19 protein-coding genes are annotated in these 20,242 nt (G+C 73.3%); 9 read left to right on the forward strand and 10 right to left on the reverse strand.

Annotation, left to right across the window (positions count from 1 at the left end; all coding sequences use genetic code 11):
• Window positions 1-59: 59 nt before the first annotated feature.
• From ACQPY4_RS19500 to ACQPY4_RS19510, 3 genes are all read right to left on the reverse strand, one after another.
• Window positions 60-992, reverse strand: a complete 933-nt coding sequence (locus ACQPY4_RS19500; protein WP_433338342.1) for a metal-dependent hydrolase — start codon at window positions 990-992, stop codon at window positions 60-62.
• 156 nt (window positions 993-1,148) lie between these two features.
• Window positions 1,149-1,961 carry a formate dehydrogenase accessory sulfurtransferase FdhD gene (fdhD, locus tag ACQPY4_RS19505; protein WP_433338344.1) on the reverse strand — a complete coding sequence of 271 codons (813 nt, stop codon included), beginning with the start codon at window positions 1,959-1,961 and terminating at the stop codon, window positions 1,149-1,151.
• 42 nt (window positions 1,962-2,003) lie between these two features.
• Window positions 2,004-2,621 carry a trimeric intracellular cation channel family protein gene (locus ACQPY4_RS19510; protein ID WP_433338346.1) on the reverse strand — a complete coding sequence of 206 codons (618 nt, stop codon included), beginning with the start codon at window positions 2,619-2,621 and terminating at the stop codon, window positions 2,004-2,006.
• 113 nt (window positions 2,622-2,734) lie between these two features.
• On the opposite strand from ACQPY4_RS19510, the gene ACQPY4_RS19515 reads away from it, so the two are divergent.
• Window positions 2,735-3,640, forward strand: coding sequence for an ion transporter (locus ACQPY4_RS19515; RefSeq protein ID WP_433338348.1), 906 nt, complete (start codon window positions 2,735-2,737; stop codon window positions 3,638-3,640).
• On the opposite strand, the gene ACQPY4_RS19520 is transcribed toward ACQPY4_RS19515, so the two are convergent.
• Window positions 3,625-5,466, reverse strand: a complete 1,842-nt coding sequence (locus ACQPY4_RS19520) for an AMP-dependent synthetase/ligase (RefSeq protein ID WP_433338350.1) — start codon at window positions 5,464-5,466, stop codon at window positions 3,625-3,627. The two genes, ACQPY4_RS19515 and ACQPY4_RS19520, sit on opposite strands and share 16 nt — an antisense overlap.
• A 204-nt stretch (window positions 5,467-5,670) precedes the next feature.
• On the opposite strand from ACQPY4_RS19520, the gene selD reads away from it, so the two are divergent.
• Window positions 5,671-6,672, forward strand: a complete 1,002-nt coding sequence (selD, locus tag ACQPY4_RS19525; RefSeq protein WP_433338960.1) for a selenide, water dikinase SelD — start codon at window positions 5,671-5,673, stop codon at window positions 6,670-6,672.
• Between the two features lie 125 nt (window positions 6,673-6,797).
• On the forward strand, window positions 6,798-7,070 hold the full coding sequence (locus tag ACQPY4_RS19530) for a GlsB/YeaQ/YmgE family stress response membrane protein (RefSeq protein WP_433338352.1): 273 nt from the start codon (window positions 6,798-6,800) through the stop codon (window positions 7,068-7,070).
• A 27-nt stretch (window positions 7,071-7,097) separates the two neighbouring features.
• On the opposite strand, the gene ACQPY4_RS19535 is transcribed toward ACQPY4_RS19530, so the two are convergent.
• Entirely contained in the window at window positions 7,098-8,987 is a 1,890-nt protein-coding gene (locus ACQPY4_RS19535; RefSeq protein WP_433338354.1) for a propionyl-CoA synthetase, read from the reverse strand.
• Window positions 8,988-9,091: 104 nt separating this feature from the next.
• A complete protein-coding gene (locus ACQPY4_RS19540; RefSeq protein WP_433338356.1) occupies window positions 9,092-10,519 on the reverse strand; it encodes an MFS transporter in 1,428 nt (475 codons plus the stop codon).
• A gap of 81 nt (window positions 10,520-10,600) precedes the next feature.
• On the opposite strand from ACQPY4_RS19540, the gene ACQPY4_RS19545 reads away from it, so the two are divergent.
• From ACQPY4_RS19545 to ACQPY4_RS19565, 5 genes are all read left to right on the forward strand, one after another.
• Window positions 10,601-11,095, forward strand: coding sequence for a MarR family winged helix-turn-helix transcriptional regulator (locus ACQPY4_RS19545; RefSeq protein ID WP_433338358.1), 495 nt, complete (start codon window positions 10,601-10,603; stop codon window positions 11,093-11,095).
• A gap of 160 nt (window positions 11,096-11,255) precedes the next feature.
• A complete protein-coding gene (locus ACQPY4_RS19550) occupies window positions 11,256-13,007 on the forward strand; it encodes a SelB domain-containing protein (RefSeq protein ID WP_433338360.1) in 1,752 nt (583 codons plus the stop codon).
• Window positions 13,008-13,074: 67 nt separating this feature from the next.
• Window positions 13,075-14,268 carry an RtcB family protein gene (locus ACQPY4_RS19555; protein WP_433338362.1) on the forward strand — a complete coding sequence of 398 codons (1,194 nt, stop codon included), beginning with the start codon at window positions 13,075-13,077 and terminating at the stop codon, window positions 14,266-14,268.
• Window positions 14,269-14,384: 116 nt separating this feature from the next.
• Complete coding sequence (moaA, locus tag ACQPY4_RS19560) at window positions 14,385-15,374, forward strand: GTP 3',8-cyclase MoaA (protein ID WP_433338364.1); 990 nt, start codon at window positions 14,385-14,387, stop codon at window positions 15,372-15,374.
• The gene (locus ACQPY4_RS19565; RefSeq protein ID WP_433338366.1) at window positions 15,371-16,183 is read left to right on the forward strand and encodes an NTP transferase domain-containing protein; all 813 of its coding nucleotides are present in this window, start codon (window positions 15,371-15,373) and stop codon (window positions 16,181-16,183) included. The genes moaA and ACQPY4_RS19565 overlap by 4 nt, the downstream gene beginning before the upstream one ends.
• Here the strand turns inward: ACQPY4_RS19565 and ACQPY4_RS19570 are convergent.
• From ACQPY4_RS19570 to ACQPY4_RS19580, 3 genes are read right to left on the reverse strand one after another with little or no spacing between them, the layout of a single operon-like run.
• Window positions 16,180-16,407: a hypothetical protein gene (locus tag ACQPY4_RS19570; RefSeq protein WP_433338368.1), complete on the reverse strand. Its 228-nt coding sequence runs from the start codon at window positions 16,405-16,407 to the stop codon at window positions 16,180-16,182. The two genes, ACQPY4_RS19565 and ACQPY4_RS19570, sit on opposite strands and share 4 nt — an antisense overlap.
• Before the next feature lie 47 nt (window positions 16,408-16,454).
• Entirely contained in the window at window positions 16,455-17,774 is a 1,320-nt protein-coding gene (locus tag ACQPY4_RS19575; RefSeq protein ID WP_433338370.1) for an FAD-dependent oxidoreductase, read from the reverse strand.
• Window positions 17,764-18,561, reverse strand: coding sequence for a tryptophan 2,3-dioxygenase (locus ACQPY4_RS19580; protein WP_433338372.1), 798 nt, complete (start codon window positions 18,559-18,561; stop codon window positions 17,764-17,766). Before ACQPY4_RS19580 ends, ACQPY4_RS19575 begins: the two co-directional genes overlap by 11 nt.
• Before the next feature lie 82 nt (window positions 18,562-18,643).
• Between ACQPY4_RS19580 and ACQPY4_RS19585 the strand changes: the two genes are divergently transcribed.
• A complete protein-coding gene (locus tag ACQPY4_RS19585; RefSeq protein WP_433338374.1) occupies window positions 18,644-19,747 on the forward strand; it encodes an alpha/beta hydrolase family protein in 1,104 nt (367 codons plus the stop codon).
• On the opposite strand, the gene ACQPY4_RS19590 is transcribed toward ACQPY4_RS19585, so the two are convergent.
• On the reverse strand, window positions 19,734-20,222 hold the full coding sequence (locus tag ACQPY4_RS19590) for a MarR family transcriptional regulator (protein ID WP_433338962.1): 489 nt from the start codon (window positions 20,220-20,222) through the stop codon (window positions 19,734-19,736). The genes ACQPY4_RS19585 and ACQPY4_RS19590 overlap by 14 nt on opposite strands.
• Window positions 20,223-20,242: the final 20 nt, after the last annotated feature.

The raw sequence follows: 20,242 nt of genomic DNA on the forward strand, positions 1-20,242 counted from the left end.
TCGCCACGTCAGGGCGGACCGTTCCGGAGCGATTTTTCCGGAGAGGACTGCCAAAACCGCTAATAGGGGTCGTACCCAGCGGCGCGCGCGGCAGGCGAGCGCATGAGGTAATCCAGGGCCCGGGGGGTGGAGCAGACCTGGGAAGGGTGGTGCGAGGGCCTGAGGTAGACCGGCGCCTCGCCCAGCAGCAGCTTGAAGATCCCGGGGACATGCCCGGCGCGCACGGACCTGCGATAGGCGCGCAGCACCCGGGGCAGAGAGACCTTCTGGACGGTCGGGTCCTGCTTGAGCAGGAAGAGCGAACCGCCGATCAGCGCCCAGTAGAGGAAGAACAGCGAGACCACCCAGGCCACCACGCGGGTGGGGTAGCGGCCGCCGATCGCCTTGTAGACGTCGAAGACCACCGAGCGGTGCTCGACCTCCTCGGCGCCGTGCCAGCGCAGCAGGTCGAGCATGGTGGGGTCGACGCCGGCCTTGTCGAGGCGGTCGTTGTCCAGGATCCACTGCCCGAGGACGGCCGTGTAGTGCTCGATGGAGGCCACCGCCGCCAGCTCGAAGCGCAGGCGCCGCCGCCAGGCCCGGGGGCTCTTGGCCTTGAGCGCGGCCATCTGCGCGGGCCGCTCGGCGTTGCCCCGTCCGGCCGGGCCGGTGATCCTCGAGACGTCGATGCCCTGCGCCTGGAGGATCTGGTCGAGCACGCCCTGGTGCGAGCGGGCGTGCACCATCTCCTGGCCGATGAAGCCCTTGATCTCCTCCAGCAGCCGCTCGTCCCTGATGTGGGGGCGGGCGTCCTTGACGCACTGGATGAACCACTTCTCGCCCTCGGGCAGGACGATGTGGAAGGAGTTGATGATGTGGGTGGCCAGCGGGTCGCCGGGGATCCAGTGCAGGGGCGTGTCCGTCCAGTCGAACGACACCCGCCGCGTCTTGATCGGGGGATGGCGCTCGTCGATCTCCCGGAGGGCGGCGCTCTCCTCCACGGGCTTGGTCATCTCGTCACCTCCGCGTGCCGGGGCCGATGGGGCTCCCGCTGCGCGGGGCCGTGCCGAACGGTCGGTGCAGTCAATCTCCGATCGGCCCGCGATTCTTGGGACGAGACCAACAAGTTACCGCTTGGTTTTCGTACCGCCGTGACAAGCACACCCCGTTCAGGGAGCGATACGCTGCGCACCCGCGTAGACGTTCATGCTCGCCCCGCGCAGGAACCCGACCAGCGTCATCCCGGCGTCCTCGGCCAGGTCGACGGCCAGCGAGGACGGCGCCGACACGGCCGCGAGCACCGGGATCCCGGCCTGCGCCGCCTTCTGCGTGAGCTCGAACGAGGCTCTCCCGCTGACCATCAGCACGTGCCCGCGCAGGGGGAGCAGGTCTTGGCGCAGCGCCCAGCCCACCACCTTGTCGACAGCATTGTGCCGTCCGACGTCCTCGCGCAGCGCGAGCGGCGCGCCGTGTCGGTCGAACAGCCCGGCCGCGTGCAGCCCGCCCGTCCGGTCGAACACCCGCTGCGCCGCCCGCAGCCGATCGGGGAGCACCGCCAGGACGGCGGGATCGATTTCCACCGGGTCGGACGCGACGTCGTAGAGCCGCCGCACCCGAAGGGCCTCCACGCTCGACTTGCCGCAGACGCCGCAGGCGCTGGTGGTGGCGAACGCCCGCACCGCGGACGCGTCCGGCGGCGCGACGCCCTCGGCCAGCACCACGTCGAGGGTGTTCTGTTGCTCGGTGTCGGCGCAGTACCGCATGGCCGCCAGGTCGTCGGGCGCCGCGATGAGCCCCTCGGCCGTGAGGAAGCCGGCCACCAGGTCGAAGTCGTCGCCGGGCGTGCGCATCGTGATCGTCAGGGGCCGGCCGGACACCCGGATCTCCAGCGGCTCCTCCACCGCGAGCGTGTCGGGACGCCGTCCCCGCACGCCGTCCGCACCCAGCCTGAGTACCGGCTTCCGCACGGTGATCCGCCCCATACCGGCGACGGTACCCGCGCCCCGGGTCCAGCGCGACGCCGGTCAGTCGGTGACACCGCGCGGACGAGGGGTGCGCCACCCGCGGCGCATGGCCAGGACGCGCAGCACGAAGGCCATCACGGCGGCGCCCGCCGTCACCCCCGCGCCGTGCAGGTCGAGGGCGTAGGCGCCCGCCACCACGGCCGCGCCGAGCATCGCCGGGAGCGCGTAGAGCTGCCGGTCGTACAGCACCGAGGGGATCTGGCCGCTCAGCATGTCGCGCAGGATGCCGCCGCCCACCGCGGTGATGACGCCGAGCAGCGCCGAGTGCAGCGGGGACAGGCCGTGGTCGAGCGCCTTGAGGGTGCCGGTCGCGCAGAACAGGCCCAGGCCCGCGGCGTCGAACAGCAGCACGGCGGGCAGCAGCCGGGTGACCTGGGGATGCCAGAAGAACACCGGGACGGCGGCCACGAGCGGCGTCAGCACGTAGCCGAGGTTGGAGAACGCCGCCGGGGGCTCCGCGCCGATCACCAGGTCGCGGACGATCCCGCCGCCCAGCGCGGTGATCTCGGCCAGCACCACCATGCCGACGACGTCGAGGCGCTGGCGATAGGCGGCCAGCGCTCCCGACACGGCGAACACGAAGATGCCCGCCAGATCCAGGTACCCGGCGATGTCCATGGAACGATCCTGCCGCAGCGCGCGAAACGGCACGGGCGGTGACCTGGCCCGTGGTTCAAGAGAGAGTCAAAAGACTCCAAACGGTAAGTAGTCAAGTCAATACACTGCGTCAAGTGGCCAAGTATGACGAATTCCTGCAGCCCGCCGGGTACGCGGCTCCCGTGTCACCGCGTGCGCGAGTGCGTGCCGTCGTCGATGCACCGGGGTTCCAGCACGCCGTCACGGCCCTGATCCTTTTCAACGCGGCCACGCTGGGCGCCGAGGCGGTCCCCGCCGTGGAAGAGCGCTTCGGGCGCGCGCTGGCCGTGGTCGACCAGCTGGCGCTGGCCCTGTTCACCGCCGAGCTCGCGGCGCGCGTCTTCGCGCACGGCCGCGCCTTCTTCCGCGAGCCGTGGAACCTCTTCGACGCCGTCGTGGTGGGCATCGCGCTGCTGCCGCACTCGGGCGGGCTCTCGGTGCTGCGGTCGCTGCGCATCCTGCGGGCGCTGCGGCTGATCTCGGCCGTCCCGAGCATGCGCGGCGTGGTCGAGGCGCTGCTGAGCGCCCTTCCCGGCATGGCCTCGATCGCCGGGCTGCTCGGCCTGCTGCTGTACGTGTCGGCGGTGATGGCGACCAAGCTGTTCGCCCCGATCGCCCCCGAGGCGTTCGGCGACCTCGGCGCCTCGCTGTTCACCCTGTTCCAGATGATGACCGGCGAGCCGTGGCCCGAACCCGTGGCCGAGGTCATGGACGCGATGCCGCTGGCCTGGATCTTCTTCGCGGTCTTCATCCTGGTCTCGACCTTCGCGGTGCTCAACCTGTTCATCGCCGTCATCGTCAGCGCGATGGAGTCACGGGTGCAGGACGACCTGGCCGACAACATCGAGAAGCTGGACGAGCGCGAGCACCGCAGCGACGCGTTGATGGTGGAGGAGCTGCGGCGCCTGGGTGGCGAGGTCGCCGCGCTGCGCGCCGAGTTGCGGGCCGCGGGGTCCGGCCCCCGGGAGCCGGGCCGCCCGCCGCTTCAGGAGGCCGAGTAGAGGGCCTCGATCGCGTCGCCGTGCTTGGCGTGCACGACGCGGCGCTTGAGCTTGAGGGTCGGGGTCAGCTCCTCGCTCTCGGCCGTCCACTCGGCGGGCAGCAGCCGCCAGCGCTTGACCTGCTGGACGCGGGCCAGGCCCGCGTTGGCGTCCTCGACGGCCCGCGCGACCTCGGCCAGCACCTCGGGATGCTCGGCCAGCACCGCGAGGTCGGGATCCTCGACGCCGTGCGCGGCCGCCCAGACGGGGGCGACCTCGCCGTCGAGCGTCAGCAGCGCCACCACGTAGGGGCGGCGGTCGCCGAAGGCCAGCGCCTGGCCGATCAGCGGATGCTCCTTGAGCCGGTTCTCGATCAGCGAGGGGGCGATGTTCTCGCCGCCCGCGGTGATGATCAGCTCCTTCTTGCGGTCGACGACACGCAGGAAGCCGTCCGCGTCCAGCGTGCCGATGTCGCCGGTGCGCACCCAGCCGTCGGCGTCGATCAGTTCGGCGGTCGCCTCGGGCCGGCCGAGGTAGCCGGGCGTGCAGGTCGCGCCGCGCACCAGGATCTCGCCGTCGGGGGCGAGCCGGAGGTCCACGCCGGGGAACGGCCGCCCGACGGTGCCGAGCCGGAACGCGCCGTCGGTGCCGGAGGTGATCGCGCCGGTGGTCTCGGTCATCCCGTAGGCGTCGTAGATCCGCAGCCCGAGCCCGGCGAAGAACCGCGCGACCTCGACCGGGAGGGGCGCGGCGGCGCTGCTCGACTGCGTCACGCGGTCGAGCCCCAGCAGCGCCCGCATGGGTGTCAGGACGGCCTCGTCCGTCGCGCGGAAGGCCGCCTCCAGTTCGGGCGGGGTGGTGTTGCCGTACTCCTTGCTCGCGACGTACCGGCGCCCGACGTCCATGGCGGCCGCGATCGCGGCCTTCCTGCCGGGGTCGCTCTCGGCGCCCAGCACCGCCTGGATGCCGCCCATGATCTTCTCCCAGACCCTCGGCACGCCGAAGAAGGCGTGCGGGCGCGCGGCGGCCAGCACGGCCGTCAGCTGGGCGGGATCGGGGCAGAAGTGGATGTGCGCGGCCCGGCAGATCGGCGCGTAGTAGCTGAGGACGCGGTCGGCGATGTGCGCGAAGGGGAGGTAGGAGACGCCCACGCTGTGCGGCGGCAGGTCCGAGGTCCGCGCGGTCAGCGCCACCTCGTGCAGCGCCATGGAGTGCGTGATCAGGACGCCCTTGGGGTCGCCGGTCGTCCCGGAGGTGTAGAGCAGGGTGGCGGTGTCGCCGGGGGAGACGGCGCGCCATCGGCGGTCGATCTCGCCGGGGTCGGCGGCGAGCCGCTCGCGGCCCAGCGCGCCCAGCGCGTCCCAGGTGAGGAAGCGCTCGTCCTCGGGGCACGCGTCCGCGTCGCGGACGATCACCTTGCGCAGCGACGGGAGCCGGTCGAGCGCGGGCAGCCAGCGGTCGAGCTGGTCGCGTCCGTCCAGGACGGCGAAGGCCGCGGCGCAGTCCCCGGCCACGAAGGCGATCTGGTCGGCGGCCAGCGTGGCGTACACGGTGGTGGGCGTCCCGCCCGCGTGCAGGACGCCGAGGTCGGCCAGGACGTGCTCGGCGCGGTTGGGCATCATCAGCGCGACCACCTCGCCGGGCTCCAGGCCGAGAGCGGCGAACCCGGCGGCCGTCTCCAGCGCCTGCTCGCGCACCCGTGCCCAGGTCAGCGTCCGCGCGCCGCCCTCGTCGGTGTAGGCGGGCAGGGCGCCGTGGCGGCGCGCGGTGTCCTCCAGCCGCGTGCAGACCGTCTGGCCCTCGACACCGGGATCGGCCTGCGTCCGCCCGCTCTCCGCTTCGCCCATGGCACGTCCCTCTCACCGCTGTCAGTGGATACTTACTGAAGGGATCGCACCATACCGAGCCCCGTTCGGGCAAGAAGGCCGGGCCTCCCCGTCGGGTGTCGTGCCCGGTGGGGGACCAGAAGTGGTCACCGGGTGACGGGATCCGCACCGTGCGTTCCTTGATCGTTAGTCGTGTCCGTGGGAGATTTCCGGGCTGTGACCACACTGCCGCCCGCGCGCTCCGGCCTGCGCCTCACCCAATACGCCCATGGCGGGGGCTGCGCGTGCAAGATCCCGCCGGGGGAGCTGGAACGGGTGCTGGCCGGGCTGACCCGGCCGGACGCGGGCGACGGGCCGCTGCTGCTGGGCGTGGAGGAGGGCGACGACGCCGCCGTCCTGCGCGTCGAGGGCGGCCGCGCGATCGTCTCCACGGCCGACTTCTTCACCCCGGTCGTGGACGACCCCTACGACTGGGGGCGGATCGCCGCCGCCAACGCCCTGTCCGACGTCTACGCCGTCGGCGGCGAGCCGGTCATGGCGCTGAACCTGCTCGGCTGGCCGCGCGACGCGCTGCCCGTCGAGCTGGCCCGCGAGGTGCTGCGCGGCGGACGGGACGTAGCCGAGCTCGGCGGCTGCGTGATCGCGGGCGGCCACAGCGTCGACGATCCCGAGCCCAAGTTCGGGATGGCCGTCACCGGGGTCGCCGACCCCGCCCGCCTGCTGCGCCTGTCCGCCGGGCGCCCCGGCGTCCCGCTGTCGCTCACCAAGCCGCTGGGCGTCGGCGTGCTCAACGCCCGGCACAAGACGACCGGCACGGTGTTCGCCCACGCGGTCGAGGTGATGGCCACGCTGAACGCCGAGGCGTCGCGGCACGCCCTGGAGCGCGACATCGAGTGCGCGACCGACGTGACGGGCTTCGGGCTGCTCGGGCACCTGTTCAAGCTCGCCCGCGCCAGCGGTGTGACGGCCGTGGTCGACGCCGCGTCGGTGCCCTACCTGGACGGCGCGCGCGACGCGGTCCGCGACGGCTTCGTCCCCGGCGGGACGCGCCGCAACCTGGCCTGGGTGACGCCCGAGACCGACTTCGGGCGCATCCCCGAGGAGGAGCGGCTGCTGCTGGCCGACGCCCAGACCTCCGGCGGGCTCCTGGTGGCCGGCGAGGTTCCGGGCGGGGCCGTTATCGGGGAATTGGTCCCGCGTGGCAGACGGCCGCTGATGGTGCGCTGAGCGTTCCGATCCGCCTTCCCCTGGCCTGAACTGGGCCTTTCGTGTCAATGATCGACACAGTGGGTATCGACCCGATGACAGAATCCGCGAGGCGCGGACCGAAATTCATGACCGAAGGAGCGGACATGACCATCGGGGGGATTATCACCGCCATCATCTTCGGTGCGATCATCGGCGCGCTCGGCCGGCTGATCGTGCCGGGGAAACAGAGCATGTCGATCTGGCTCACCGTCGCGGTGGGCATCGTGGCCGCCTTCGCCGGCACCGGCCTGGCGCACCTGTTCGACCTCAAGACCGACGGCTGGAACTTCTGGGAGACGATCTTCCAGATCGCCTTCGCCGTCGTCGGGGTCTACCTCGTGGCCGCCTTCTGGCCCAAGAAGTCCAGCAGCCACTGACTCCGCCGCGGGCGGGCTCGGCCCGCCTCAGGGTGCCGTCGGCGAACGCAGCACCGGCCGGAGCTCGTCGAGCACGGCCGGGTCTTCGATCGTCGACGGCACCGGCACGTCCCGGCCGTCGGCGATGCCGCGCATGGCGCCGCGCAGGATCTTGCCCGACCGCGTCTTGGGCAGCGCCGCGACGACCTCGATCCGCCGCAGCGAGGCGATCGGGCCGACCTGCTCGCGGACCATCGCGACCAGCTCGTCCCGGAGCGCGGGCTCGTCGACGTCCGCGCCGCTCTTGAGCACCACCAGGCCGCGCGGGACCTGGCCCTTGAGCGCGTCGTGGACGCCGATGACCGCGCACTCGGCCACCGCCGGGTGCGCCGCGATGATCTCCTCCATGGCGCCCGTCGAGAGCCGGTGCCCGGCGACGTTGATGACGTCGTCGGTGCGGCCCATCACCCACACGTAGCCGTCGGCGTCGACGTTGCCGCCGTCGCCGGTGAGGTAGTGCCCCGGGTGGCGGGTCAGGTACGACTCGACGAAGCGCTCGTCGTCCTGCCAGAGGGTGGAGAGCGTCCCCGGGGGCAGCGGCAGCCGCACCACGATGTCGCCGTCCTCGCCCGGGCGCGCCTCGGCGCCGTTCTCGGCGAGCACCCGCACGTCGAAGCCCGGCACCGGCACGGTCGGCGAGCCCGCCTTCAGCGGCATCGGCTCCAGCCCGCGCGGGTTCGCCACCATCGGCCAGCCGGTCTCGGTCTGCCACCAGTGGTCGACCACCGGGCGGCCGAGCACCCGCGAGGCCCAGCGGTAGGTCTCGGAGTCCAGCCGCTCGCCCGCCAGGAACAGCGTGTCGAGCGCCGACAGGTCGTGCCCGGCCAGCAGCGTGCCGTCCGGGTCCTCCTTCTTGATGGCCCGGATCGCGGTGGGCGCCGTGAACAGCGCCTTCACCCGGTGCTGCGCCGCGACCCGCCAGAACGCTCCCGCGTCGGGCGTGCCGACCGGCTTGCCCTCGTACAGAACGGTCGTGCATCCGGTGAGCAGCGGCGCGTAGACGATGTAGGAGTGGCCGACCACCCAGCCGACGTCGGAGGCGGCCCAGAACACCTCGCCCGGCCCGACGCCGTAGATGTTCTCCATCGACCAGCGCAGCGCGACCGCGTGCCCGCCGTTGTCGCGGACGACGCCCTTGGGCCGCCCGGTCGTGCCGGAGGTGTAGAGGATGTAGAGCGGGTCGGTGGCGGCGACCGGCACGCACCCGGCGGGCGAGGCGTCCGCCATGGCCTCGTCCCACTCCACGTCACGGGGCCGGACGAGGTCGGCGTGCAGCTGCGGGCGCTGGCGGACCACGCACCGGTCGACCTTGTGCGTGGCCAGCTCCAGCGCGGCGTCCAGCAGCGGCTTGTAGGGCACGACCCGCGAGCCCTCCAGGCCGCAGGACGCCGACACCACGACCTTGGGGCGGGCGTCGTCGATGCGCAGCGCCAGCTCGCGGGCGGCGAACCCGCCGAACACCACCGAGTGGACCGCGCCGAGCCGCGCGCACGCGAGCATGGCCACGACGGCCTCGGGGATCATCGGGAGGTAGATCACGACCCGGTCGCCGCGCTCGACGCCGAGCGCCCGCAGCGCCCCGGCGAAGCGCGCGACCGTCTCGGTCAGCTCGCGGTAGGTGTAGGAACGGACGGTTGCGGTGAGCGGGCTGTCGTAGATCAGCGCGGGCTGGTCGCCCCGGCCCTCCTCGACATGGCGGTCGAGCGCGTTGTCGCAGGTGTTGAGCTCGCCGCCGGTGAACCACCGGTAGAACGGGGGCGCGCCGTCGTCCAGGACCCGGTCCGGGGGGACCAGCCACCGGATGTCCCGGGCGGCCAGGCCCCAGAAACGGGTCGGATCGGCGATGCTGCGTTCGAACGCGGCCGCGTAGGCGCCCATGTCGTCCTCCGACTCCGAACGATCCCTGCCCCCAACGCTGGTCGGGGCGCACCCAGAATAGGTCCGGGTCCTTCACCTATAGGGCATGGCCGGACGGCGGTTCGTCAAGTCCGGTGCCGCATACCGTGACCGGCCGCGACCAGCGCGGCCAGGGCCGCCCCGGCGGCCACGATCCAGAAGCACGCCTCGTAGGCGCCCAGCGTCGGGATCTCGGTGCCCGCGAGCGTGTGGCCGGTCAGCACGGCGGCGGTGACGGCCCCGGCGATGCTGCCGCCCGCCGTGCGGACGAGCGAGTTGATGCCGCTGGCGATGCCGCTCTGGTCCATCGGGACGTGCTGGACGGCCAGCGTCCCCAGGGCCGCGTAGGCGATGCCGAAGCCGACGCCCTGGATGGCGCTGAAGGCCAGCATGTCGTACCCGTGGGCGTTGGAGACCGCGAGCCACACGTAGCTGAGCCCGGCGAACACCGAGCCGAGCGACAGCGTGTACGCCGGGCCGATCCGTGCGGCGATCCGCCCGGCCAGCGACGAGAACAGCAGCATGGTGACCGTGCTGGGCAGCATGTAGAGGCCGACGTCCAGGACCGAGCCGCTGAGCCCGTACCCCGCCTGGTCCTTGGACGTCTGCACGAAGTTGGAGATCAGGGTGAAGGCGGCGAACATCGAGAAGCCCAGCAGGATCGAGGCCAGGTTCGCCGAGGCCGACCGGGGCCCGACCAGCAGGGCGAGCCGGACCAGGGGCTCGCGCACCTTCAGCTCGATCGCCACCCACGCCGCGCACAGCGCCGCCGCGGCGGCGAACAGGGCGAGCACGCCGCCGGACGTCCAGCCCCACTGGTTGCCCTGGCTGATGCCCAGCAGCAGGCAGACCAGCCAGGCCGCCAGCACGGCGGCGCCGAGGATGTCGGGCCTGCCACCGGCCCGCCGGTCCATCGTGGGCGCGCAGATCCCGACCAGGACCAGCCCGGCGGCGCCCAGCCCGGCCGCGACCCAGAAGACCGGGGCGTGGCTGCCGGTCTGCCGCGAGATGAGCCCGGTCACGATCATGCCGATCGAGCCGCCGACGCCCATCGTCGCGCTGACGATGCCGATCGCCGTCGTGACGCGCTCGCGCGGGAACACGTCGCGGATCATCCCGATGGCCAGCGGCACCAGCGCCGACGAGGTTCCCTGGAGCGCCCGGCCCGCGACGAGCACGGGAAGCGAGGTCGACACCGCGCTCACGACCGAGCCCGCCACCAGCAGCCCCATCGCCAGCAGGATCATCTTCTTCTTGCCGTACATGTCGCCGAAGCGCGACAGCAGCGGGGTCGCCACCGCTCCGGCCAGCAGCGAGGCCGTGAACACCCACGTCACCGCCGTGACCGAGGCGTCGAAGCGCCGCATGAGCTGGGGGAGGAGGGGGATCACCAGGGTCTGCTGGACCGACACCACCATCCCGGCGGTCGCGAGGGCCAGCAGGGTGAGCCCCGCGTGCGGCGGCTGGGCGGCGCGGGCGGTGTTCGCCGGGGCCGCGGTCGTGGCGCCAGACAAGGGGTTCTCCAAGGGACGGCGGTGCGGGCCAAGATCACTGTACTTACTTAAGTTAAGTAACCGACTTGTAAGGTGAGTCACATGTTCCTGCCGCACGACACGGGACCCCCCGACATCGTCGAGATCGAACGCGCCCTCAGCCGTGTCGCGCAGCTGCTCACCCGCTACAGGCGGCACGGGCGGACCGTCGCCGCCGCCGGGGTGCCGGTCGACCGCGCCGCCGTGCCGGTGCTCCGCGTCCTGGCCGACGCGGGCGGCCCGGTCCGGATGAACGAGATCGCCGCCGAGCTGGGCGTCGAGGCCCCGCACGTCACCCGGCAGGTCCAGCGCCTGGAGCAGGTCGGCTACGTCGAACGCGTCCCCGACCCGGGCGACCGGCGCGCCCAGCGCGTCCTCCTGCGCGAGCAGGGGCGTGAGGCGTTCGCGCGCGTCCGCGCGGTCGCGCTGGGCTGGATGGACGAGGCGCTCGGCCACTGGACGCCCGGCGACCGCGCCGCCCTGGCCGAGCTCGTCAACCGGATGGTCGACGATTTCAACGCCCACGACTGGGACGACGCGCGGGAAACCCGCGCGTGACGCGCGGAATCCACCTCAGGCGCGAGAATCCGGAGCGGGAGTGTGAGCCGGATCCGCTTTCGCGCCGGCCCCGCCGTCCTTAGGGTGGCTTGGCGTGGACCCACGCCCGCTCGTGCCCCGCACCGACTCCGTTCCCCCCGCCTCCGGAAAAGGGGCCTGAATGCTGGTCGTCGCGACCGCCGGGCACGTCGGCCACGGCAAGTCGACCCTCGTGCGCGCCCTGGCGGGCATGGAACCGGGCGGCCTGACCCTCGACCTCGCCTTCGCCTGGACCGAGCTGGCCACGGGCGAGGGCCTGGCGCTGGTCGACGTCCCGGGCCACGAACGCCTCCTCACGACCATGCTCGCCGGCGCGGGACCCGTACCGGCCGTGCTGCTGGCGGTCGCGGCCGACGAGGGCTGGATGCCGCAGACCGAGGAGCACCTGGGCGCCGTCGACGCGCTCGGCGTCCGGCACGGCGTCCTGGTGGTGACCCGCTCCGACGTCGCCGACCCCAAGCTCGCGCTCCGGCAGGCGCGCGACCGCCTGGCCACGACCGGGCTCAAGGGCATCGAGGCGGTCACCGTCAGCGCGGTCACCGGCGCCGGGCTCGACGAGCTGCGCGCCGCGCTGGTGCGCCTGGCCGCCCGCGTCCCGGCGCCCGACCCGGCGGCCCCGGTGCGGCTCTGGATCGACCTGGCCTTCACCGAACCCGGCGGCGGCACCGTGGTGACCGGGACGCTGCCCGCCGGAACCGTCGCGGCGGACGACGAGCTGCTGCTCCTGCCCGCGGGCGACCGGGTCCGCGTCCGCGCGGTCGAGGTCGCCGAGCGCCCGGCCGAGTCGGTGAGCGGCGTCGCCCGGGTGGCGCTCGACCTGAGCGGGGTCCCCCGGGAGCGGGTCGCGCGCGGCATGGTCCTGGCCACCCCCGGCGGCTGGGCCCTGACCTCCACGGTGGACGTGCGCATCCGGTTCGCGGAGGCGTCCGGGCGCCTGTCGCGGCAGATGACGCTGCACATCGGCGCCGCGGCGGTCCCCGTCCGGCTGCGCCCCCTCGGGCCCGACACCGCGCGGCTCACCCTCAACGCCCGCCTGCCGCTGCACGTGGGCGACACCGCCCTGCTGCGCGACCCCGAGCGCCGCCTGATGGCGGGCGTCAGCGTCCTGGACGTCCGGCCGCCCGCCCTGGTCAGGAAGGGCGCCGCCGCCGCACGCGCCCGCGAGCTGGCCACCTGGCCCGACACCCCCGACGGCGGCGTGGTGCTGCGCCGGCACGGCGTCCTGCGCCTGTCGGAGCTCGCGCTGATGGGCTGCGCGCCGCCGCGCGGCGCGGTCATCCTCGACGACTGGGCCGCCGACCCCGACCACTGGCGCGACCTGTACAAGCGCCTCACCGACGAGCTCGCCCACCATGCCGAGACCCATCCGCTGACGCCCGGCCTGAACGTGGAGGCGGCCCGCCTGCGGCTCGGGCTGCCCACCCGTCAGCTCGTGATCGCCCTGGCCCGGCCGCCGCTGCGCCTGGCCGACGGCCGCCTGTACGGGCCGTCCGGGCCCGTCCCGCCCCAGGTCACCGCGGCGGTGGCGCGGCTGGGGGAGCACCTGGCGTCCCCGTTCCAGGCCCCGACGCCCGAACGCCTGGCGGAGCTGGGCCTGACCGGCGAGGTCCTGGACACCGCCACCCGCATCGGCGCCGTGCTCCGGCTGGGCGGCGACGTGGTCCTGCTGCCCGGCGCCGACCGGCAGGCCCTGCGCGTCCTCAGCGGGCTCGCCCAGCCCTTCTCCGCCGAGCAGGCCCGGCAGGCCCTCGGCACGACCCGGCGGGTCGCCCTGGCGCTTCTGGAGCACCTGGACGCCCAGGGCCGGACGCACCGCACCGGCAACGACCGACGCGTCCCGGACGGGCCGCCCTCCCCGCCGAAAATGGATTGAACCCGGACCCCCGTCTCTGGCGTCATAGAGGCGGTTTCGGATCACTCCAAACGGAGAGGAGCTGGTGATGCCGTACCAGACGCTCAAGGGCGGCCGCGTTCCGATCCGGATGTGGACCGACCCGTCCACCGTCGAGGACGTCGCGCTGGAGCAGCTGAAGAACGTCTCCAGCCTGCCGTGGGTCGAGGGCATGGCCGTCATGCCCGACGTCCACTACGGCAAGGGCGCGACCGTCGGCTCGGTCATCGCGATGAAGGACGCGGTGTCCCCGGCGGCCGTCGGCGTCGACATCGGCTGCGGCATGACCGCCGTCAAGTCGAGCCTGACGGTCGAGGACATGCCCGACGACCTGGCCGGGCTCCGCGGCCGCCTGGAGAAGGCGATCCCGGTGGGCCGCCACTCCCACAAGCAGCCCGTCGACCCGTCGGCCGTCCCGGGGCTGAAGGAGCGCGGCTGGTACGACTTCTGGAAGGAGTTCGACGACCTGCACCCGGCGGTCCGGGGCAGGCTCGGGCGGGCCCGCAGCCAGATCGGCACGCTCGGCGGCGGCAACCACTTCATCGAGCTGTGCGCCGACGACGAGGGCGCGATCTGGCTCGTGCTGCACTCCGGGTCGCGCAACATCGGCAAGGAGCTGGCCGAGCACCATGTCGAGGCCGCCAGGAAGCTGCCGCACAACCAGGACCTCCCGGACCCCGACCTCGCGGTGTTCCTCGCCGGCACGGTCAAGATGCGGGAGTACCGCCGCGACCTGTTCTGGGCGCAGGACTACGCGCGGCGCAACCGCGCCGTCATGATCGCGCTCGCGCAGAACGTGGTCACCAGGCGGTTCGGCGAGAAGCGCTGCAAGTGGGGCGAGGTCATCTCCTGCCACCACAACTACGTGGCCGAGGAGGTCTACGGCGGCGTCGAGCTGCTGGTCACCCGCAAGGGCGCGATCCGCGCGGGCGCGGGCGACCTGGGCATCATCCCCGGCTCCATGGCCACCGGCACCTACATCGTGCGCGGCCTCGGCAACGAGACCGCCTACAACTCCGCCTCGCACGGCGCGGGACGCAGGATGAGCCGCAACAAGGCCCGCAAGGCCTTCACGGTCGACGACCTGATCGAGCAGACCCGGGGCGTCGAGTGCCGCAAGGACGGCGGGGTGCTGGACGAGATCCCCGGCGCCTACAAGGACCTGGAGTCGGTGATCGAGGCCCAGTCCGACCTGGTCGAGGTGGTCGCCCACCTCCGCCAGCTCATCTGCGTCAAGGGCTAGCCCTTCCCGGAGGACCGAAACGGTCCTCCGGGAAGGAGGGAACCCCGAACACCCGCATAGGCTGGGGACATCACAGGCAATACGGATGGCCCTGGTCGGGCGGAAATGGGGTGCCCGTGCTGGTCGATTCCTTCGGTCGCACCGCGACGGATCTGCGGGTCTCCCTCACGGACAAATGCAACCTGCGGTGCTCGTACTGCATGCCACCCGAAGGGCTCGACTGGCTGCCCAAGCCCGAGCTGCTCACCGACGACGAGGTCGTCCGGCTGGTCACGCTGGGCGTCGAGCGCCTGGGCATCACCGAGGTCCGCTACACCGGCGGCGAGCCGCTGCTGCGGCGGGGCATCGCCGACATCGTGCGACGCACGGCCGCGCTGAGCCCGCGGCCGCAGATCTCCCTGACCACCAACGGCATCGGCCTGGACCGGCTGGCCGGGCCGCTGGCCGAGGCGGGGCTCGACCGCGTGAACGTCTCGCTCGACACCCTCGACCGCGAGGTGTTCCGGCGGCTGGCCCACCGCGACCGGCTGGACGACGTGCTCAAGGGCCTGGTGGCGGCCCAGGAGGCGGGGCTGGACCCCGTCAAGATCAACGCCGTGCTGATGCGCGGGATCAACGACGCGGAGGCCGTGCCGCTGCTGCGCTTCTGCCTGGACCGTGGCTACCGGCTGCGCTTCATCGAGCAGATGCCGCTGGACGCCCAGCACGGCTGGAACCGCGCCGACATGGTCACCGCCGACGAGATCCTCGGGCTGCTGGGCGAGGCGTTCACGCTGACCCCCGACGAGCCGGAGGCCAGGGGCAGTGCCCCCGCCGAGTCGTTCGTGATCGACGGCGGCCCCGAGACCGTCGGGGTGATCGGTTCGGTGACCCGCCCGTTCTGCGGCACCTGCGACCGGGTCCGGATCACCGCCGACGGCCAGGTCCGCAACTGCCTGTTCGCCACCGAGGAGTCCAACCTGCGCGACGCGATGCGCGCGGGCGCCTCCGACGACGAGCTGGCCGGGCGGTGGCTGGCCTCGGTGCGGGCCAAGCGCGCCGGGCACGGCATCGACGACCCGTCGTTCCTGCAGCCCTCCCGGCCGATGTCGGCGATCGGCGGGTGACACGACCCGGCGCCTTCGACGCCGTGCTGCTGGCGGGCGGCGCGGCGCGGCGGCTGGGCGGCGCCGACAAGCCGGGCGCCCCGGTGGCGGGGCGGCCGTTGATCTCCTGGGTCGCGGACGCCGTGGCCGGGGCTCGGCGGCTGGTGGTCGTGGGCCCGCCGCGTCCCGGGCTCCCGGACGCGATCTTCGTCTCCGAGGACCCGCCCGGCGCCGGTCCGGTGCCCGCCCTGCGGGCCGGGCTCGCCGAGGTGCGCGCGCCGCGCGTGGTGCTGCTCGCGGCCGACCTTCCCTTCCTGCGTCCGGGCCATGTCTCGGCGTTGCTGGAGGCGGCCCGGGGCCCGGGTGCGGTACTGGTGGATGATGGAGGACGGGAGCAGTGGCTGGCGGGGTGCTGGAGCACCTCCGGCCTGCGCGCGGCCGCCGGGCGCTACGAGGGGGCGTCGCTGCGGGGCCTGCTCGGGCCGCTCGGACCCGTCCGGGTGCGCCTGGAACCGGGCGCGCGGCCCGCGTGGTTCGACTGCGACACTCCCGAGTCATTGGCGCGCGCGAGAGAGATGGGGGAGATCCAGGTGCTGGAGGAGTGGGTGGAGGCGGTCTGCGCCGAGCTGGGGCTCGACCGCGACCTGATCGACCGTGACCTGGTGCTCGACCTGGCCCGCGAGGTCGCCCACGGCGTCGCCCGGCCCGGCGCCCCGCTGACCACGTTCCTGATGGGGCTGGCCGTGGGACGGGGCGCGGCGGCGCGCGACACCGCCGCACGCCTCACCGAGTTGGCCCAGGAGTGGCCGAAGGAGGGCGGCCGGCCCTAGGAGTGGCCTTCGACGTCCGCGACCGGGACGACGTCGCGCAGGAAGTCGCGGCGGCCCAGGAAGGCCGACAGGCTCTCGCGGTGGTCGTCGCACGCCAGCCAGATCTTCCGCCGGTCCGGCGTGTGGATCTTGGGGTTGTTCCAGCGGAGCGCCCACACCGCGTCGGCGCGGCAGCCCTTGGCTGAGCACTGGAGTTCGTCGTCGTCCGGCCGGGGATCGGTCACGGGCCAACTCTGGCACAGCCCGCGCCTCCTCCCGGCCGGAGGGGCGGTCAGCGGCGCCGCCGCAGGGCCCGCACGCCCAGCCCCAGCAGCGCCCCGGCGGCCAGGACGGCCCCGGCGAGCACCTGGTTCTGCCTGCGCAGCCGCGCGGGAATGTGGGCGTAGGGGACGGTCGAGAACGACACCAGCTCGTACCGCGAGACGTAGCGGCCCGCCAGCCGCCGCTCCAGGGCGTGCTGCGCCGACCTGGTCAGCCGGTAGACCCGCGAGTTGACCCGGTCGCGCATCTCGATGAAGTTGTCCAGCGCCATCTCGGCGATCGCGTCGGTGTTGGCCTTGCGGTTCTCCTGGTAGAGCGAGAGCGCGCGGGCCCAGTCGCCGCCGGTCTCGCCGAGGCACCGGTCGATCTCGACGCAGTCCTCGAAGGCGCAGTTGGCGCCCTGGCCGAAGAACGGGACGATCGCGTGGGCGGCGTCGCCGAGCAGCGCGACGATGGCGCCCTCCCCGTACCGCACCCACGGCCAGCACCGCACGGTCACCAGCGACCCCACCGGGTTGAGGGCGAAGTCGCCGGCCAGGTCGGGGATCAGGTCGGCGACGTCGGGGTAGTGCTCGGCGAAGTGCGCCTGGACCCGCTCGGGGGTGTCGAGGGCGTCGAAGTCGTCCTTGGGCCAGAACAGCGTGCAGGTGAACGAGCGGTCCAGGTTCGGCAGGGCGATCATCATCGACGTCCCGCGCGGCCAGATGTGCAGGGCGTCGGGGTCCAGGGCGAACTCGCCGTCGCGCGGCGGGACGGTCAGCTCCTTGTAGCCGTGCTCCAGGAAGTCCTGCTCGGCGGTGAACGCCTCGACCGTGCGGCGGGCCGCGCTGTAGGCGCCGTCGCCCGCCAGCACGATGCCCGCGTCCTCGGTCACCGGGCCTTCGGGCCCCTCCATGTGCAGCCGTCCGGCCACCGCGTCCACGCCGGTCAGCCGGTGGGAGAACCGCAGCGACACGCCCGGGACGGCCTCGGCGGCGTCCAGCAGCGCCGCGTTCAGCTCGGCGCGGCTGATGGAGTTGATGGCGCGCTCGCCGTCGGCGCTGTAGGGCTGGAAGTTCTGGGGGGCGCCGAGCGGGTGGACCATCCGCCCGTGCATGGGCAGGGCGCGGCCGAGCGCCTTGTCCTTGAGCCCCACCTCCTCCAGCGCGGCCAGGCCGCGCGCCGAGATGGCCAGGTTGATCGAGCGGCCGCGCTCGGCCCCGGCCACGCGGGGGTCGGGGCGCCGCTCGTAGACGGTCACCGGGATGCCGCGCCGGCCCAGCAGCGTGGCCAGCAGGCAGCCCGCGAGCCCGGCGCCGACGATCGCGACCGGCGTGTCGTCAGCCCTCATCGGGAGCCCCCTCGGTCTGCGACCGGACCTCCCACAGGTCGGGGAAGGCCGGGCTGAACAGCGTCGAGCGAAGGTAGTCGGCGCCCGCCGAGCCACCGGTGCCCACCTTGGCGCCGATCGTCCGCTCGACCATCTTGACGTGCCGGTACCGCCACTCCTGGACGCCCTCGTCCAGGTCGACCAGCGACTCGCACACCTGGGCCTCGGGGCCGCGCTCGTCGGCGTAGACGCCCAGCAGCATCTTCTGCACGGCGGGGTCGGGACGCCACGGCGACCGGGTGTCACGTTCCAGCGCCTCGGCCGGGACGGGGTGGCCCTTGCCCGCCAGATAGTGCAGCAGCGAGTCGAACAGGGACGGGCGGGCGACGGCCACGCGCAGCCGCTCGTCGTCGCGCAGGTCGGAGGCGGGGAACTCGCGCCGCCCCATCACGGCCTCGATCTCGCGGAACTGCTCGGACTGGAAGCCGCTGGAGGTGCCGAGCTCTCCCCGGAAGGAGGCGAACTGGCGAGGGGTCATGGTCTCCAGCACGTCCAGCTGCCCGACCACCGTCTTGAGGATCTTGTTGATCCGGCGCGCGGTGTGCAGGGCGCCGCCGCTGTTGCCGTCCTCCAGGCGGCGCTGGAACAGCTCGGCCTCGTGCAGGATCTGCTTGAACCACAGCTCGTAGACCTGGTGGATGATCACGAAGAGCAGCTCGTCGTGGGATCCGGTGCGCGGCTCCTGGCTGGTCAGCAGCCGGTCGAGCCGCAGATACGAGCCATAGGTCATGGCGTCGGCGTCGGCCATCGTCACCCTCCTCTCCGGCGGCGTCACGCACCACGTCGTGCGGTCTGGCCCGCCACCGGCGCCTAAAACCTATCCTTCGGGGATGAATGGGATCGTGCGGGAGTTCGTGGGGCTGCCGTCGCCGACGGCCGGACGGGCCGGGGCGGGCGGCCATCCCTGCCAGGGCGTCTATCACCGGCCCCCGGGGGCCCGCCCGAAGACGGCGTTCATCGCGGCGCACTACAACGTGGACTTCTCCGAGCACTACCTGGCCGCGCACCTGGCCGAGCGCGGGTACGGGTTCCTCGGCTGGAACACGCGGTTCCGGGGGAACGAGGCCCACTTCCTGCTCGACCACGCCCTGGCCGACATCGGGGTCGGGGTCCGCTGGCTGCGCGAGAGCGCGGGCGCCGAGCGCGTGGTGCTGCTCGGCAACTCCGGCGGCGGCTCGCTCATGGCGGCCTACCAGTCGCAGGCGGTGGAGCCCAACGTCGTCCCGGTCGCCGGGATGCGCCCCGTCGACGCCATCGAGGACCTGCCCGAGGGCGACCTGTTCGTCGCGCTGGCCGCCCACGCGGGACGTCCCGAGGTGCTCACCTCCTGGATGGACGCCTCGGTCACCGACGAGTCCGACGCGCTGTCCCTCGATCCGGACCTCGACCCCTTCGATCCCCGCAACGGGCCGCCCTTCGGCATCGAGTTCCAGGAGCGGTACCGGGCGGCGCAGCGGGCCCGCAACGAGCGCGTCACCGGCTGGGCGCTGGACCGGCTGGAGGCACTGCGCGGCACCCGGGCCCGCGACGCGCTGTTCACCGTCCACCGCACCTGGGCCGACCTGCGGATGATCGACCCGGCCATCGAGCCGTCCGACCGCGCGCCGAACTCCTGCTACCTGGGCGACCCGGCCAGGGCCAACTACGGGGTCTTCGGCATCGGCTCGCTGTGCACGCTGCGGACCTGGCTGTCGATGTGGAGCCTGCGCACCTCGCAGTGCGGCGCCGCGCCCCATCTGGCGCGCGTGCGGGTGCCGTCGCTGGTCGTGCACGCCACCGCCGACGAGGGCGTGTTCGACAGCGACGCCCGAGCGCTGCTGCGGGCCCTGGCGGCCGAGGACAAGCGGCTGGAGACGGTCAGGGACGGCCACTACCTGCCGCGATCGCGGCCCTGGGCGGCCGACCTGCTGGACGCCTGGGTCAGGAGTCGCTGAGCTCCCCGGCGCAGACCCGCACCGCGCGCAGCGCCGCGCTGATGCCGGCCGCCTGCTCCGCCGGCAGGCCGGGCATCCCGAACGCGGCCTCGTGCAGCGCGGCGGTCGCCTCCTCGGCCACCTCGCGTCCCGCCGGGGTCAGCGCGGCCAGCACGACCCGGCGGTCGTCGGGGGAGGGGCGCCGCTCGACCAGGCCGCGTCCCTCCAGCCGTCCGATCACGTTGGTGACCGAGGCCGGGTGGACCATGAGCCGCACGCCCATCTTGCCCATCGGGAGCGCGCCCGAGCGGGTGAAGGCCAGCAGGCGCAGCGCCTCGTAGGCGGCGAAGGTCAGCCCGTGCGGCTTGAGCGCCGCCTCGACGCGGCTCAGCAGGAGCTGCTGGGCCCGCATGACCGAGGTCACGGCCGCCATGTGGTCGGCGTGGTCGGGCCACCGGGCGCTCCACTGGCGGTGCGCCTCGGCGATCGGGTCCATGGGGGTCTCCTTGACTGGGT

This window comes from Spirillospora sp. CA-294931 (assembly GCF_050946795.1).
Lineage (GTDB): Bacteria > Actinomycetota > Actinomycetes > Streptosporangiales > Streptosporangiaceae > Spirillospora.

What these genes read in the sequence shown, in the direction of transcription:
- ACQPY4_RS19500 (WP_433338342.1), bottom strand. Translation starts at nt 992, where the DNA reads ATGACCAAGCCCGTGGAGGAGAGCGCCGCCCTCCGGGAGATCGACGAG.
- fdhD (WP_433338344.1), bottom strand. Translation starts at nt 1,961, where the DNA reads ATGGGGCGGATCACCGTGCGGAAGCCGGTACTCAGGCTGGGTGCGGAC.
- ACQPY4_RS19510 (WP_433338346.1), bottom strand. Translation starts at nt 2,621, where the DNA reads ATGGACATCGCCGGGTACCTGGATCTGGCGGGCATCTTCGTGTTCGCC.
- ACQPY4_RS19520 (WP_433338350.1), bottom strand. Translation starts at nt 5,466, where the DNA reads ATGGGCGAAGCGGAGAGCGGGCGGACGCAGGCCGATCCCGGTGTCGAG.
- ACQPY4_RS19530 (WP_433338352.1), top strand. Translation starts at nt 6,798, where the DNA reads ATGACCATCGGGGGGATTATCACCGCCATCATCTTCGGTGCGATCATC.
- ACQPY4_RS19535 (WP_433338354.1), bottom strand. Translation starts at nt 8,987, where the DNA reads ATGGGCGCCTACGCGGCCGCGTTCGAACGCAGCATCGCCGATCCGACC.
- ACQPY4_RS19545 (WP_433338358.1), top strand. Translation starts at nt 10,601, where the DNA reads ATGTTCCTGCCGCACGACACGGGACCCCCCGACATCGTCGAGATCGAA.
- ACQPY4_RS19550 (WP_433338360.1), top strand. Translation starts at nt 11,256, where the DNA reads ATGCTGGTCGTCGCGACCGCCGGGCACGTCGGCCACGGCAAGTCGACC.
- ACQPY4_RS19555 (WP_433338362.1), top strand. Translation starts at nt 13,075, where the DNA reads ATGCCGTACCAGACGCTCAAGGGCGGCCGCGTTCCGATCCGGATGTGG.
- ACQPY4_RS19575 (WP_433338370.1), bottom strand. Translation starts at nt 17,774, where the DNA reads ATGAGGGCTGACGACACGCCGGTCGCGATCGTCGGCGCCGGGCTCGCG.
- ACQPY4_RS19580 (WP_433338372.1), bottom strand. Translation starts at nt 18,561, where the DNA reads ATGGCCGACGCCGACGCCATGACCTATGGCTCGTATCTGCGGCTCGAC.
- ACQPY4_RS19585 (WP_433338374.1), top strand. Translation starts at nt 18,644, where the DNA reads ATGAATGGGATCGTGCGGGAGTTCGTGGGGCTGCCGTCGCCGACGGCC.
- ACQPY4_RS19590 (WP_433338962.1), bottom strand. Translation starts at nt 20,222, where the DNA reads ATGGACCCGATCGCCGAGGCGCACCGCCAGTGGAGCGCCCGGTGGCCC.